The following is a 15,351-nucleotide window of genomic DNA, read 5'->3' as shown; positions in this document are numbered from 1 at the left end:
TTGCTGTGTCGGGAAGTGCAGGGAAGTGCAAAGAGTTTGTAAATTCACAGGCCGGGAGCGTTATGTGCGCTCCCGGCATGCTCACTATGCTACGGCGTTTTCTTCAAGTTGGCGCATAAACTGGCGTACCCAGTCGATTCGCGTTTTACGCTCGCTCAGATCCTGCATAAATTTCAGCCGGGTTGGACCGTCCAGACGGAAGTGCTGCGGCTGTTTTTGCAGTAAACCAATCAGCCACACCGGGTTAACGTGGTTTTTCTCTGCAAACTCAATCGTGCCGCCTTTTTCATTGCCTTCAAGCTTTCTGATGCCCAGTTTCTGCGCCTGTTGGCGTAACCGGGCAATATCCAGCAACGTACGGGCCGGGTCGGGCAGCAGACCAAAACGGTCTATCAGCTCGACCTTAATTTCTTCCAACTCGTTTTCGCCTTTCGCACTGGCAATACGTTTGTAGAACGACAGTCGCGTGTTGACATCGGGAATATAGTCATCCGGCAGCAGTGACGGCATGCGCAGTTCAACTTCGGTTTGCTGGCTGGTGAGATCTTCCAGCGACGGTTCGCGTCCCTCTTTGAGCGCATCGACAGCATTTTCCAGCAGCTCCATATACAGCGAGAAGCCGATGCTTTCCATGGAACCACTCTGATCTTCACCCAGCAGTTCCCCGGCGCCGCGAATTTCAAGGTCGTGGGTCGCCAGCGCAAAGCCAGCGCCCAAATCTTCCAGCGAGGCGATGGCTTCCAGGCGCTTTTGCGCGTCGGTGGTCATCGCTTTTGGATGCGGCGTCAGCAGCCAGGCGTACGCCTGATGGTGTGAACGTCCCACACGGCCGCGCAACTGGTGTAATTGCGCCAAACCAAAGTGATCGGCGCGTTCGATGATAATGGTGTTGGCGGTCGGGATGTCGATCCCGGTTTCGATAATAGTGGTACATACCAGAACGTTAAAGCGCTGATGGTGGAAATCGTTCATCACGCGTTCCAGTTCGCGCTCGCGCATTTGACCATGGCCGATACCAATACGCGCTTCCGGCACCAGTTCCGCTAATCTGTCAGCGGTTTTCTGGATATTTTCGACGTCGTTAAACAGATAATAAACTTGCCCCCCGCGCAGAACTTCACGCAGGATAGCCTCGCGAACCACCAGATTGTCATATTCACGCACAAAGGTTTTCACCGCCAGACGACGGGCAGGAGGCGTGGCGATGATCGACAGATCGCGCATGCCGCTCATCGCCATATTGAGCGTACGCGGAATAGGCGTTGCCGTCAGCGTCAGGATATCGACATCCGCGCGCATTGCTTTGATGCGCTCTTTATGACGAACGCCAAAACGGTGCTCTTCATCGACAATCAACAGACCCAGATCTTTTAGCTTCACGTCCGCTTGCAGCAGTTTGTGGGTGCCGATGAGAATATCGATTTTCCCTTCGGCCACCTGCTCCAGAATCTGCGCTTGCTCTTTGGCGCTACGGAAACGGGACAGCATTTCAATACGTACCGGCCAGTTGGCAAAGCGATCACGGAAGTTGTCGAAGTGCTGCTGAGCGAGCAGGGTAGTCGGAACCAGCACGGCCACCTGCTTGTGGTTCTCTACGGCGAGGAAGGCGGCGCGCATCGCGACTTCGGTTTTACCAAAGCCGACGTCGCCACACACCAGGCGGTCCATGGCCAGCGGCTGGCACATATCGCTGAGCACCGCGTTGATCGCCTGCGCCTGATCGGGCGTAGTTTCAAACGGGAAACTGTCGCAAAACAGTTGGTACTGCTCACGATCATGCTTAAAGGCAAAGCCCTCTTTCGCCGCACGCTGAGCATAGATATCCAATAGTTCTGCCGCGACATCGCGCACCTTCTCAGCGGCTTTCTGACGGGCGCGAGACCAGGCATCGCCACCCAGTTTATGTAGCGGCGCATTTTCTTCCGCGCCGCCAGCGTAACGGCTGATCAGGTGCAACGATGACACAGGCACGTACAGTTTGGCGTCGTTGGCGTAGGTGAGCATCAGGTACTCGCCGGTGATACCGCCCGCTTCCAGCGTGGTCATCCCGGCATAACGGCCAACGCCGTGCTCCAGGTGCACCACCGGTTGACCGGGATGCAGTTCGGCGAGGTTACGAATTAACGTATCAGGATTGATGGTGCGACGAGAATCCTGGCGGCGGCGCGCCACGCGCTCCCCGAGCAGATCGCTTTCGCAAATCAGCGCCAGGTTGCGTTTGCTATCAATGAAGCCGTGTTCGGCTGCGCCAATCATCAGATAGCGACCATTGTCGACGGCTTCGTCGAGACGCAATATGCGCTTCGGCGCGATTTTGATACGGGCGAGCAGTTCGCCAAGCGCTTCGCGGCGACCTTCGCTTTCAACGGAGAAAATCACCGGACCGGTGAAGCCTTCAAGGAATTTACGTAACGCATCTAACGGCGCTTTTTGCTGCGCCTGAACCGCGATATCTGGCAACTTCTGGAAGCCGAGGTTAGTATTCGCGGCTTTGTTCGCCAGAGTCTCAGTTTTCAGTTGAACACGGGGCCAGCGTTTAAGTTCGGAGAACAGCTCATCTACGCGCAGCCACAGCGAGTGTGGCGGCAGAAGCGGGCGCATCGGATCAACACCCCGGTTCTCAAAACGCGACAGGGTATCAGCCTGGAAGCGCTCCGCACTGGTCTCTATATCGCCGGTATTGACCAATAACGTGTTGGCGGGGAAATAGCTGAACAGGGGGGGCAGCGGCTCGCTGAAAAACAATGGCTGCCAGTATTCGATCCCGGCAGGTAACGTGCCTTTGCTGACCTGCTGGTAAATATGTTCGGCGTCGCGTTTAACTTCAAAGGTATCGCGCCACTGGCTGCGGAACAGCTCAATCGCCGTTTTATCGGTCGGGAATTCATGCGCGGGCAGCAAATTAATGGCGTCGACTTCTTCCAGTGTGCGCTGGGTGTCGGTATCAAACAGACGCAGACTGTCGATTTCATCATCAAAGAAATCCAGTCGATACGGTAATTCGCTGCCCATGGGGAACAGATCCAACAACGCGCCGCGCGTGGCGTATTCGCCGTGCTCCATCACCTGATCAACATGGCGGTAGCCCGCGCTGTCCAGTTGTTCGCGCAGGGCGTCGCGAGAGAGCCGCTGACCTTTTTTCATCACCAACGCATGACCATGCAGATAGCTGTGCGGACAGACGCGCTGCATCAGCGTGTTCACCGGCACAATCAGTACACCGCGCTGCATCGCGGGGAGTTGATACAGCGTGGAAAGCCGCGAGGAGATAATCTCCTGATGAGGGGAAAAGCTATCGTAGGGCAGCGTTTCCCAGTCCGCCAGGTTCATTACCATCTGGTCGGTAAACTGACGAATTTCATCATGCAGTCGCAGGGCATTTTGCATGTCCGGCGCGATCAGTACGACAGGACCCGCATGACGTTCAGCAATTTCAGCGACCAGCGTCGCGCAAGCTGCGCCGGTCAGTTCGCCTAACTGGCGCTGGTCAGAAGCGCTGGCCGGGAGCGTGTAACGATGTTGTTCAGGCATTCGGTTGTCAGGATCTCGTTTAGATATACATCTGATAAGCAATGTTCTTTATTATCCGTGATCGTTTCTCATAAGCAAATTGATTCGCCCCCTGATGGGGGCAAAAAGCGCGTTGAAATTAGCGCGAGGCCGTCGATAAAGACGGTGGAGAAAAGAGCAAGTCGGCAACGGTTTTTTGCGAAATCTTACGCACCAGCAAGCCAAACAGAGTGCACAACAGCAGGCAGGCGAAGGGATAAACCAGCAGCAGGAGCAACTCGCCGTACGCAGGCCAGGCGGCATGATTGATTTTGGGGATTAGCGTTAAGCTGAACAGCTCAACCAAAATACGGTGGGTGGTATAGATGGCGATAGTATTGGATCCAATCACGCTTAACGGGCTGGATGCGCGCATACCAAAGCGCTGCTCGAACTGATAAAACAGCTTCATGATTAGTACAATAGACAGGAGGGAAAGCAGTAGCGAAATATTTGCCAGCCACGCGACCACAGCGGCCACTACGCTAACCATAAATATGAGCGTATGGCGGCGCAGAGGCACCTCTTTGATCCATACCATCAGCGTTGCGCCAAACCAGGCGCCGAGGCTGTACCAGGGCAGATTGCGCATCACGCTGTTCATTCCCCACCACGGCGTGGGGAAAAAATTGATCGCCACGCTCAGCACGACAAACAGCACCAACAGCGGTAATGCCCAGCGGTTGAACATCTTACACAGCACAAAATAGACAATCAGCGCATACAGATACCACAAGCTGGTGCTGGCGGTCAGCATCCCGTGGGTAAAGCCAGCGATTGAACCGGCATACGCGGCGTTGGCGGCATGACTCAGATCGCGTTGCGGAGCCAACCAGTTATTGAGCGAGACTAACGCCAGCCATTGCACGACTCCCCATAGCACCAGCACCCAGGCAATACTCCAGATCCGTTTATCCACACAGGTTGTCCAGGGAACGCTATCGATGTAGCGGCGGATTAAATAGCCCGAAATAAAGAAAAATACCGGCATACGAAACGGCGCCAGGTACAGATTGAGGTAAATCCAGCATTTGCTCAGCATCTCTGAAAGCGGATACTGAAAGGTGGTGAGGTGTGGGTAAAACGTAATGACTGAGTGATATATTACCACCAGGCAAATGCATAACCCTTTGATTTGATTAATCCATAATTCTTTTTTATTCATTGAGACAGCGTACCCATATTGTTTGCTATAGCCTGCCATCCTGCGCAACCCGCTGTACGCTGTAATGCGTAACTGTCTGCATTTTGTTTTTTTTAGGATAAAGATCAGGGACCCGGACTGAAGAGGGAGGGGTAACTACAGCGGATTGATTTATCTATCCTTTTAGGAATAGTGCTGACGAACACTTACGGTTCAGTCATTTACCCATTCCGCTTTCGCTTATATACTCGTGACTTTGCTAACAGCAACCAGACGGATTTCATGTACCAACCTGTCGCTCTATTCATCGGCCTGCGTTATATGCGCGGGCGTGCAGCAGATCGCTTCGGTCGCTTCGTTTCCTGGCTCTCCACCATCGGCATTACTCTCGGGGTAATGGCGCTGGTCACAGTGTTGTCAGTGATGAACGGTTTCGAGCGCGAGCTGCAAAACAATATCCTTGGCCTGATGCCCCAGGCTGTTCTCTCGTCTGAACAGGGTTCCCTAAACCCGCAGCAATTGCCGGAAAAAGCGGTGGTGTTGAACGGCGTCAACCGCGTTGCACCCATAACAACGGGTGATGTGGTGCTGCAAAGTGCGCGTAGCGTGGCGGTTGGCGTAATGCTGGGTATCGACCCGGCGCAAAAAGATCCGCTCACGCCGTATCTGGTCAATGTGAAGCAAACAGATCTGCAACCGGGTAAGTATAATGTCATCCTCGGTGAGCAGCTTGCCGGGCAGTTGGGCGTTAACCGTGGCGATCAAATTCGCGTAATGGTGCCGTCCGCCAGTCAGTTTACGCCGATGGGGCGTTTGCCTAGCCAGCGTCTGTTTACGGTGATCGGCACCTTTGCCGCTAACAGCGAAGTCGACGGCTACCAGATGCTGACCAACATTCAGGATGCGTCACGCCTGATGCGCTACCCGGTGGGTAATATCACCGGCTGGCGTTTGTGGTTGAACGAGCCGTTAAAGGTTGACACGTTGAGCCAGCAAACGCTGCCGCAAGGTACCAAATGGCAGGACTGGCGCGAGCGTAAAGGGGAATTATTCCAGGCCGTGCGCATGGAGAAAAACATGATGGGGCTGCTGCTCAGTCTGATCGTGGCGGTGGCGGCTTTTAATATTATTACCTCGCTGGGTCTGATGGTAATGGAGAAGCAAGGGGAAGTGGCGATTCTACAAACTCAGGGGCTAACGCCGCGGCAGATAATGATGGTGTTTATGGTTCAGGGGGCCAGTGCCGGGATTATCGGCGCGCTGCTGGGCGCAGGGCTGGGCGCATTGCTCGCCAGTCAACTGAACAACCTGATGCCCATTATCGGCGTGCTTCTGGATGGCGCTGCGCTGCCGGTCGCCATCGAGCCGCTGCAGGTTATCGTCATTGCGCTGGTGGCGATGGCCGTCGCGCTGCTGTCTACGCTTTATCCTTCCTGGCGCGCTGCCGCCACTCAACCCGCTGAGGCTTTACGTTATGAATAAGATCCTGTTGCAATGCGACAACCTGTGCAAACGCTATCAGGAAGGCTCAGTGCAGACCGATGTCCTGCACGATGTCAGTTTTTGCGTTGGCGAAGGCGAGATGATGGCGATTGTCGGCAGCTCCGGCTCCGGTAAGAGTACGCTGCTCCATCTGTTAGGTGGGCTGGATACACCAACTTCCGGCGACGTCATTTTTAGCGGTCAGCCGATGAGCAAGCTCTCGTCTGCGGCGAAGGCGGAACTGCGCAATCAGAAGCTGGGCTTTATTTACCAGTTCCACCATCTGCTGCCGGATTTTACCGCACTGGAAAACGTAGCGATGCCGCTGCTGATTGGTAAGAAAAAACCGGCTGAAATCACCGCGCGCGCGCGCGATATGCTGAAAGCGGTAGGGCTGGACCATCGTGCCAGCCATCGCCCGTCTGAACTGTCGGGCGGCGAGCGTCAGCGCGTGGCCATTGCCCGTGCGCTGGTCAATAACCCTCGTCTGGTGCTGGCGGATGAACCAACGGGTAACCTTGATGCGCGCAACGCGGACAGCATTTTCGAGCTTCTGGGGGAGCTTAACCGCTCTCAGGGCACGGCATTTCTGGTGGTGACGCACGATCTGCAGTTGGCGAAGCGCATGAGCCGCCAGCTTGAAATGCGCGATGGTCGCCTGACGGCTGAACTGAGCCTGATGGGAGCAGAGTAATGGCTTCGCCTTTATCGTTATTGATTGGCCTGCGTTTTAGCCGAGGTCGGCGGCGCGGCGGTATGGTCTCGCTGATTTCGGTGATTTCTACCGTTGGCATCGCGTTGGGTGTGGCGGTGTTGATCGTCGGGTTAAGCGCCATGAATGGCTTTGAGCGTGAGTTGAACAACCGTATTCTGGCCGTGGTCCCGCACGGTGAAATTGAGGCCGTCAACCAGCCGTGGAACAACTGGCAGGAAGCGCTCGATAAAGTACAGAAAGTGCCTGGTATTGTCGCCGCAGCGCCCTATATCAACTTTACCGGACTGGTGGAGAGTGGGGCGAATCTACGCGCGGTGCAGGTGAAGGGCGTTGACCCGAAACAGGAGCAGCGTTTAAGCGCGCTGCCATCGTTCGTGCAGAACCACGCCTGGGATAATTTCAAAGCCGGTGAGCAGCAAATCATCATTGGTAAGGGGATTGCCGATGCGCTGAAGGTGAAGCAGGGCGACTGGGTGTCGATTATGATCCCTAACGCCAGTGCGGACCATAAGTTACAGCAGCCTAAACGCGTGCGTTTGCACGTGACGGGCATTTTGCAGCTGAGCGGTCAGCTCGATCACAGCTTTGCCATGATCCCCATGGAAGATGCGCAGCAATACCTGGATATGGGATCCAGCGTTTCCGGGATCGCGCTAAAAGTTAACGACGTCTTTAACGCCAATAAACTGGTACGTGACGCGGGTGAAGTCACCAATAACTATGTTTATATTAAGAGCTGGATTGGTACCTACGGCTATATGTACCGCGATATCCAGATGATCCGCGCCATCATGTATCTGGCGATGGTGCTGGTGATTGGCGTGGCCTGTTTTAATATCGTTTCCACGTTAGTGATGGCGGTAAAAGACAAAAGCGGTGATATTGCGGTATTAAGAACCCTGGGGGCTAAAGATGGTTTGATCCGTGCCATTTTTGTCTGGTACGGCCTGCTGGCGGGTTTGTTCGGTAGTCTGATAGGCGTCGTCATCGGGGTGGTTGTCTCGCTGCAGTTGACGCCAATCATCAACGGCATCGAGGCGCTTATCGGCCATCAGTTCCTGTCTGGCGATATCTATTTCATTGACTTCCTGCCATCGGAATTACACTGGCTGGATGTGATCTACGTGCTGGTGACAGCATTAGTGCTGAGTCTTTTGGCGAGTTGGTATCCGGCGCGTCGCGCCAGCAATATTGATCCTGCGAGAGTACTTAGCGGCCAATAACAATAAGAAGGAGCGGTGATGTATTACGGATTTGACATCGGCGGGACCAAAATTGCGCTGGGAGTATTTGATAACCAACGCCGTTTGCAATGGGAAACACGCGTCCCTACGCCTCGCGACAGCTATTAAGCTTTCCTTAATGCGGTCTGCAATCTGGTAATGGAAGCGGACCAGCGATTCGGCGTCAAAGGTTCGGTGGGTATCGGCATTCCTGGCATGCCGGAAACAGAAGACGGTACGCTGTACGCGGCCAATGTGCCTGCCGCCAGTGGTAAACCGCTCCGTGCCGATCTCAGTGCCCGCCTTGACCGCGATGTTCGCCTGGACAACGATGCCAACTGTTTTGCCCTCTCTGAAGCCTGGGACGACGAGTTCACTCAGTATCCGCTGGTTATGGGGTTAATCCTCGGCACTGGTGTCGGCGGTGGACTGGTGCTTAACGGTAAATCTATCACCGGACGCAGCTATATCACCGGTGAGTTTGGTCATATTCGTTTGCCTGTCGATGCGCTGACGCTGATGGGATTTGATTTCCCACTGCGCCGCTGCGGATGCGGCCAATTGGGCTGTATTGAAAGCTATCTCTCCGGTGGTGGATTTGCGTGGTTGTATCAGCATTACTACCATCAACCGCTGGATGCCCGTGAAATTATCGCGCTGTGGGAGCAGGGGGATGAGCAAGCGCGCGCCCATGTTGAACGTTATCTGGATTTACTGGCAGTCTGTTTGGGGAATATCCTGACCATCGTTGATCCTGATTTAGTGGTGATTGGTGGTGGTTTGTCGAATTTTTCCGCTATTACGACGCAACTGGCGGACAGATTGCCACGCCATCTGCTGCCGGTTGCCCGAGTGCCGCGTATTGAGCAGGCGCGGCACGGTGATGCGGGCGGAATGCGCGGGGCCGCTTTTTTACATCTTACCGATTAATACAAAGAGGTTGTTATGCTGTCGCGTCGGAGTCATCGGTTAAGCCGCTTTCGTAAAAATAAACGCCATTTGCGCGATCGCCTGCGTCAACGAATCTTTTTCAGAGACAGAGTGGTGCCTGAATTGATGGAAAAACCAAGAGTGCTGGTACTGACGGGAGCGGGAATTTCTGCCGAGTCAGGTATTCGAACCTTCCGCGCGACGGATGGTCTTTGGGAAGAACATCGGGTCGAAGACGTTGCGACTCCGGAAGGGTTTAGTCGCAACCCGGAACTGGTTCAGTCGTTTTATAACGCCCGTCGTCATCAATTGCAGCAACCAGAAATCCAGCCCAACGCGGCGCATATCGCGCTGGCAAAACTTGAAGCCGAGCTGGGTGACCGTTTTTTACTGGTGACGCAGAATATTGATAACCTGCATGAACGCGCAGGCAGCCAGAATGTCATCCATATGCACGGCGAACTGCTCAAGGTTCGCTGTTCGCAAAGCGGACAGATTCTGGAGTGGACGGGCGATGTGACTGCGGAAGACAAATGCCATTGCTGCCAGTTCCCGGCTCCGCTGCGACCGCACGTCGTGTGGTTTGGCGAAATGCCGCTGGGAATGGATGAAATTTATATGGCGCTGGCAATGGCGGATGTGTTTATTGCCATTGGCACATCAGGCCATGTTTACCCGGCCGCGGGTTTTGTGCATGAGGCGCGGCTGCATGGAGCGCATACGGTAGAGTTAAATCTCGAGCCGAGCCAGGTGGGAAGCGAATTCGAAGAGAAGCATTACGGTCCGGCAAGCCAGGTGGTGCCTGAGTTTGTTGAGAAGTTATTGAAAGGGCTGTAATTTTTTTGCCGGATGGCGGCAAATGCCTTATCCGGCCTACGCTTCGCATTGATGTAGGCCCGATAAGCGTAGCGCCATCGGGCATTCCTTACAACGCTGAATTAGCGTCCTGCTTTCAGCTTCTGATAATACTCTTCATAAATGGCGCTGGCGGAGCCGACGTCATTTTGCCATTCCCCTTTATTGATGGTATCAGCATCAGGGTAGAGCGTTTTATCGTTCGCCACTTCCGGGCTCAGCAGCTTACGTGCCGCAAGGTTTGGCGTTGGATAACCGATAGTTTCTGCGACTTCTTTCGCCACGTCCGGGCGCAGCAGGAAGTTAATCAGCTTCAGCGCACCTTCTTTGTTTTTCGCATTAGCCGGAATAGACAGACTGTCCATCCAGAAAATACCCCCTTCCTTCGGCCACACCACTTCCAGCGGGGTCCCCGCCTGGCGCGCGACATATGCGGAGCCGTTCCACACCATCCCCAGATTGACTTCGCCTTCCATATACGGGTTGGCCGGGTTGTCAGAGTTAAATGCCGCGACGTTAGGCATCAGCTTCTTCAACTCGTTATAGGCGGCTTCAATCTCTTTTGGATCGGTGGTATTGCCGGAATACCCCAGCTTGCGCAGCGCCATCTGGAAGACTTCACGCGCGTCATCGGTTAACAACAGGCTACCTTTGTACTCCGGTTTCCACAGGTCGGCCCAACTGGTTACGGTTTTCGGGTCGATGGCATCGCTGTTAACGCCAATGGCCGTCGCACCCCAGATATACGGAATGGAGTAGTCATTGTTGGGGTCAAACGGCTTGTTGAGCATTTCCGGATCGAGGTTGTGAAAATTGGTCAACGTCGACTTGTCGATCTTCTGGATCATGCCTTCTTTACGCATTTTATCGACGTAATAGGTAGACGGAACCACCAGATCGTACGCACCGTCTTTATAGGTTTTGAGCTTGGCGTACATGGTTTCATTCGACTCATAGGTCGAATAGATAACCTTAATGCCGGTCTCTTTGGTGAACTGCTCCAGCAGTCCTGGCGGCACATACTCAGTCCAGTTATAGAAATAGAGCGTGTTGTTGTCATTCGCGTGAGCGGCGCTCATGCCCAGTGCCAGAGCACCCGCCGCGAGCAGGTGGCGTGACCATTTTTTCATCATTTAACGTCCCCTGAATTAAGGGCCTTAGCGGCCCTTGGTTTTATCACGTGCAATAAGCTGGCTGGCGATCACCATAACCAGCGACAGAACCAACAAAATGGTCGCCAGTGCGTTCACCTCGGGTGATACGCCGACTTTTACCATTGAGTAGATTTTTAAGGGCAAAATTTCATAACCCGGCCCGGTGACGAAGGATGAAACAACGACGTCATCCATCGACAGCGTAAAGCTTAGCAACCAGCCAGCCGCCACCGCAGGCATTGCCAGCGGCAGAATGATCTTGCGCAGGATAGTCACTTCACTGGCGCCCAAATCTTTTGCCGCTTCCAGCATTCGCACATCAAAGCCTTTCAGACGTGAATAGACCGTCACCACCACAAAAGGCAGACAGAAGGTAATATGCGAAAACAGCAGCGACCAGAAGCCGAGCTGAATGCCAATTAACATAAACAACACCAGCAGCGAAATCGCCATTACGATATCGGGCGACATCATCACCACAAACAGCATGCCGCTGACAAAGGGTTTCCCGCGAAAACGGTAGCGATAAAGCGCGACCGCGGTGAGTGAACCGATCAGCGTGGCAAACGTTGCGGAGAGCACTGCCATCGTCAGGGAGTGTTGCGCCGCCTGCAGCAGGCTGTCGTTGTTCACCAGCAGACCGTACCACTTGGTAGTAAAACCTTGCCAGTTGATGCCAAAGCGCGAGCTGTTAAAGGAGTTCACAATCAAAATAATGATTGGAATATACAGATACGCGTAGATAGCGGTCATAAAACCGCCACGAAGCAGTCGACCGATCATTCGAGTTCTACCTTCTTGTTCAGCAAGCGCGAGGCGCGCCAGTAGACCAGCAGCATCAGCCCCATCACGATAGTCAGCGTTATGCTGGTAGCTGCGCCAAACGGCCAGTCGCGAATGTTCAGGAACTGCACTTTAATCACGTTACCAATCAACAGGTTTTTCGCCCCGCCCATTAAATCGGAAACGTAAAACAGCCCCATTGCCGGCAGCATAACCAGCAGACATCCGGCGATAATTCCCGGCATCGTCAGCGGAATAATGATGCGGGTAAAGGTCTGAAGTTTGCTGGCGCCTAAATCGCGTGCGGCTTCCAGCAGCGGTTTATCGAGCTTCTCAATGCTGGAGTAGAGCGGCATCACCATAAACGGTAGCAGGATGTACACCAGGCCGATAATCACCGCGCTGGGGGTAAACATGATGCGAATGGGGGTATCAATAATGCCGAGCCACAACAGAAACTCGTTGAGATAGCCTTTGGTACTGAGGAAAATTTTGAGTCCGTAGATGCGAATAAGCGAGTTGGTCCAGAACGGAACAATCAGCAGGAACAGCAGCAGCGGGCGCACTTTTTCCGGCAGCTTTACCAAAAACCAGGCAAACGGATAGCCGAGTACCAGACAGGCGAGCGTGGCAATCAACGCCATATTGAGGGAGTGAACCAGTACCTCAAAATAGAGCGGATCCAGCAGGCGAGTATAGTTTTCCAGCGTAAAGACCATTTTGACGAAATTAGCGTCGTCACGGGTCAAAAAGCTGGTGCCGATGATCATCAGGTTGGGCAGAAAGACAAATAACACAAGCCAACCGACAATGGTGACGATCACCACACTCTGGAATTTACTTGTGTTCTTCATCAGCCAGTACGACCTCCCAGCTTTCTACCCAGTTAATCGCCATTTTCTGGTCGAGCGAGTGGTCGAAGTCAGGATCGTCTTCATTGAAGAATTCACTGACCATCACCATCTTGCCATTTTCCAGTTCCACAACCGACTCCAGCGTCATGCCTTTGTAGTTGCGTTCACGCACGTAGCCGATAAGACCTTCAATATGATTATCGTCGTTGATCTCATCAACGCGCAGATCTTCAGGGCGCAATAATACGTGCAGTTTTTGCCCAGGCACCACCGCGAAGTTGACGTAAATGTTGCACTCGCGACCTTCCACATTAGCACGAACGCGCTGATCGTCCAGACGCTCAATGACCGTCGCGTTAAACATATTGATTTCGCCGATAAACCCGGCGACAAACAGATTTTTCGGCTCTTCGTAGATTTCGCGCGGCGTACCATCTTGCTCAATCTTGCCATCGCGCATTACCACAATACGGTCTGACATGGTCAGCGCTTCTTCCTGGTCGTGCGTGACAAAAACAAAAGTGATACCAAGCTTACGTTGCAGCGCTTTCAGTTCGTTCTGCATCTGTTTGCGCAGTTTGTAGTCCAGCGCAGAGAGGGATTCATCTAACAGGAGCAAACGAGGTTTGTTGACCACCGCACGGGCAATCGCCACGCGCTGTTGCTGTCCACCAGAAAGTTGATGCGGCTTTCGTTGGGCGAATTCTTCCAGTTGTACCATGCGCAGGGCTTCGGTAACACGAGGAGGGATATCAGCAGCGGGTGTTTTCTGCATGCGTAAACCGAAGGCCACATTTTCAAACACGGTCATGTGGGGAAATAACGCATAGCTTTGGAAGACGGTGTTCACGTAGCGATTTTCCGCCGGAACGTGAGTGATGTCCTGGTTGTCCAATATGATATGACCGGAATCAACCGTTTCCAGACCGGCAATCAGGCGAAGAACGGTTGTTTTACCGCAGCCAGAGGGGCCGAGCAGCGTGAGAAACTCGCCGTTTTTGATGGTCAAATCCAGGCTGGAAATCACCTCTTTGCCATCGAAACTTTTGCGAATTCCCGCTAATTGCACCAGTGGAGAAAGCGAACGCGGTTGTTTATTCAATTTTTTACTCTGTCCCATGTAAACGCACCGGATGGCTGACCGATGCGGGGTTTGTGGTTAACCACCTTGATGACTCTTAATGAGGGCCGTTATTCTACGGCAAACCATGGTAATCGCCAATCCTTGTTGCGAATTACTGACTTAGCCCTATAGTCAGAGTGGATGTCATGGCGAAATATTCTTACTTGCGGGGATAAAAGTGACCTGACGCAATATTTGTCTTTTGTTGCTTATTGATAATGTTGTCACAAAAAGTGAGGGTGACTGCATGGATAAACTACTTGAGCGTTTTTTACACTACGTGTCGCTGGACACCCAATCAAAATCGGGCGTGCGGCAAGTACCCAGCACCGAAGGACAGTGGAAGTTATTACAACTGCTCAAACAACAGCTCGAAGAGATGGGGCTGGTCAATATTTCACTCAGCGAAAAGGGGACGCTGATGGCAACGTTGCCTGCTAACGTTGCTGGCAATATTCCCGCTATCGGTTTCATTTCCCATGTGGATACCTCACCGGATTGCAGTGGTAAAAACGTTAATCCGCAAATTGTTGAAAACTACCGCGGGGGCGATATCGCGTTAGGTATTGGCGATGAAGTTCTGTCGCCGGTGATGTTCCCGGTACTGCATCAGCTTTTGGGCCAGACGCTAATCACTACAGACGGCAAAACATTGCTGGGCGCCGATGATAAAGCGGGCATCGCAGAAATCATGACCGCGCTGGCAGTGCTGATCCAAAAAGAGATCCCGCATGGTGATATTCGCGTGGCCTTTACGCCGGACGAAGAGGTCGGTAAAGGGGCGAAGCATTTCGACGTTGCGGCATTCGATGCGCAGTGGGCCTATACCGTTGACGGCGGTGGCGTGGGGGAGCTGGAGTTTGAAAACTTCAACGCCGCGTCGGTTAATATTAAGATCGTGGGCAACAATGTGCATCCGGGCACCGCAAAAGGGGTGATGGTGAATGCGCTGTCGCTGGCTGCACGTATTCACGCGGAGGTTCCGGCCGATGAAAGCCCGGAAACGACGGAAGGCTATGAAGGTTTTTATCACCTGGCGAGCATGAAAGGGACGGTTGATCGGGCGGATATGCACTACATCATCCGTGATTTTGACCGCAAGCAGTTTGAAGCGCGTAAACGCAAGATCATGGATATCGCCAAGAAGGTTGGCAAAGGGTTACACCCGGACTGCTATATCGAACTGGTGATCGAAGACAGCTATTACAATATGCGCGAAAAAGTGATTGAGCATCCGCACGTGCTGGATATTGCCCAGAAGGCGATGCGCGATTGCGATATTGAACCTGTGCTGAAGCCTATTCGTGGCGGAACCGACGGCGCGCAGCTGTCGTTTATGGGGTTACCGTGTCCGAATCTGTTCACCGGCGGCTACAACTATCATGGCAAACATGAATTTGTGACTTTGGAAGGGATGGAAAAAGCGGTGCAGGTCATTGTACGTATTGCGGAGCTGGCGGCGAAACAAAAATAAATGTAGATGCCGGATGGCGCTGCGCTTATCCGGCCTACGGGATGAGATATTTGTAGGCCGGATAA

General features: G+C 53.4%; 11 protein-coding genes and 1 pseudogene. 6 read left to right on the top strand and 6 right to left on the bottom strand.

Going from position 1 to position 15,351, the window contains the following annotated elements; genetic code table 11:
• Positions 1-84: 84 nt before the first annotated feature.
• Both mfd and OOJ59_RS17485 read right to left on the bottom strand, forming a co-directional pair.
• Positions 85-3,531 (bottom strand): transcription-repair coupling factor, encoded by a 3,447-nt coding sequence (gene mfd / locus OOJ59_RS17490; protein WP_085048508.1) that lies wholly within the window; start codon positions 3,529-3,531, stop codon positions 85-87.
• Between the two features lie 118 nt (positions 3,532-3,649).
• Positions 3,650-4,714, bottom strand: coding sequence for an acyltransferase family protein (locus tag OOJ59_RS17485; RefSeq protein WP_121528890.1), 1,065 nt, complete (start codon positions 4,712-4,714; stop codon positions 3,650-3,652).
• A gap of 261 nt (positions 4,715-4,975) precedes the next feature.
• Here OOJ59_RS17485 and lolC point away from each other — a divergent pair, with 261 nt between their 5' ends.
• From lolC to cobB, 5 genes and pseudogenes are all read left to right on the top strand, one after another.
• The gene (lolC, locus tag OOJ59_RS17480; protein WP_137351545.1) at positions 4,976-6,175 is read left to right on the top strand and encodes a lipoprotein-releasing ABC transporter permease subunit LolC; all 1,200 of its coding nucleotides are present in this window, start codon (positions 4,976-4,978) and stop codon (positions 6,173-6,175) included.
• The gene (gene lolD / locus OOJ59_RS17475; RefSeq protein WP_159121303.1) at positions 6,168-6,869 is read left to right on the top strand and encodes a lipoprotein-releasing ABC transporter ATP-binding protein LolD; all 702 of its coding nucleotides are present in this window, start codon (positions 6,168-6,170) and stop codon (positions 6,867-6,869) included. The genes lolC and lolD overlap by 8 nt, the downstream gene beginning before the upstream one ends.
• Entirely contained in the window at positions 6,869-8,113 is a 1,245-nt protein-coding gene (lolE, locus tag OOJ59_RS17470; RefSeq protein ID WP_069323346.1) for a lipoprotein-releasing ABC transporter permease subunit LolE, read from the top strand. The genes lolD and lolE overlap by 1 nt, the downstream gene beginning before the upstream one ends.
• 18 nt (positions 8,114-8,131) lie before the next feature.
• Positions 8,132-9,043, top strand: a pseudogene (gene nagK / locus OOJ59_RS17465) (N-acetylglucosamine kinase).
• A gap of 15 nt (positions 9,044-9,058) precedes the next feature.
• Positions 9,059-9,880, top strand: a complete 822-nt coding sequence (gene cobB, locus OOJ59_RS17460; RefSeq protein WP_069323348.1) for a Sir2 family NAD+-dependent deacetylase — start codon at positions 9,059-9,061, stop codon at positions 9,878-9,880.
• A 101-nt stretch (positions 9,881-9,981) separates the two neighbouring features.
• Here the strand turns inward: cobB and potD are convergent, their stop codons facing one another.
• From potD to potA, 4 genes are read right to left on the bottom strand one after another with little or no spacing between them, the layout of a single operon-like run.
• Positions 9,982-11,028, bottom strand: a complete 1,047-nt coding sequence (gene potD / locus OOJ59_RS17455) for a spermidine/putrescine ABC transporter substrate-binding protein PotD (RefSeq protein WP_121530002.1) — start codon at positions 11,026-11,028, stop codon at positions 9,982-9,984.
• 27 nt (positions 11,029-11,055) lie between these two features.
• Positions 11,056-11,835, bottom strand: a complete 780-nt coding sequence (potC, locus tag OOJ59_RS17450; protein WP_006684943.1) for a spermidine/putrescine ABC transporter permease PotC — start codon at positions 11,833-11,835, stop codon at positions 11,056-11,058.
• On the bottom strand, positions 11,832-12,689 hold the full coding sequence (potB, locus tag OOJ59_RS17445) for a spermidine/putrescine ABC transporter permease PotB (protein ID WP_038639863.1): 858 nt from the start codon (positions 12,687-12,689) through the stop codon (positions 11,832-11,834). The genes potC and potB overlap by 4 nt, the downstream gene beginning before the upstream one ends.
• Positions 12,673-13,809 (bottom strand): spermidine/putrescine ABC transporter ATP-binding protein PotA, encoded by a 1,137-nt coding sequence (gene potA, locus OOJ59_RS17440; RefSeq protein WP_038639864.1) that lies wholly within the window; start codon positions 13,807-13,809, stop codon positions 12,673-12,675. The genes potB and potA overlap by 17 nt, the downstream gene beginning before the upstream one ends.
• A gap of 250 nt (positions 13,810-14,059) precedes the next feature.
• Here potA and pepT point away from each other — a divergent pair, with 250 nt between their 5' ends.
• Positions 14,060-15,286 carry a peptidase T gene (gene pepT, locus OOJ59_RS17435; protein WP_069323349.1) on the top strand — a complete coding sequence of 409 codons (1,227 nt, stop codon included), beginning with the start codon at positions 14,060-14,062 and terminating at the stop codon, positions 15,284-15,286.
• Positions 15,287-15,351 lie beyond the last annotated feature (65 nt).

It is taken from the genome of Citrobacter sp. W9 (assembly GCF_026719375.1).
In the GTDB taxonomy this organism is placed as follows: domain Bacteria; phylum Pseudomonadota; class Gammaproteobacteria; order Enterobacterales; family Enterobacteriaceae; genus Citrobacter; species Citrobacter werkmanii.
The sequence above is the reverse complement of the archived record's forward strand: the minus strand, read 5'-3'. Positions and strand labels throughout refer to the sequence as shown.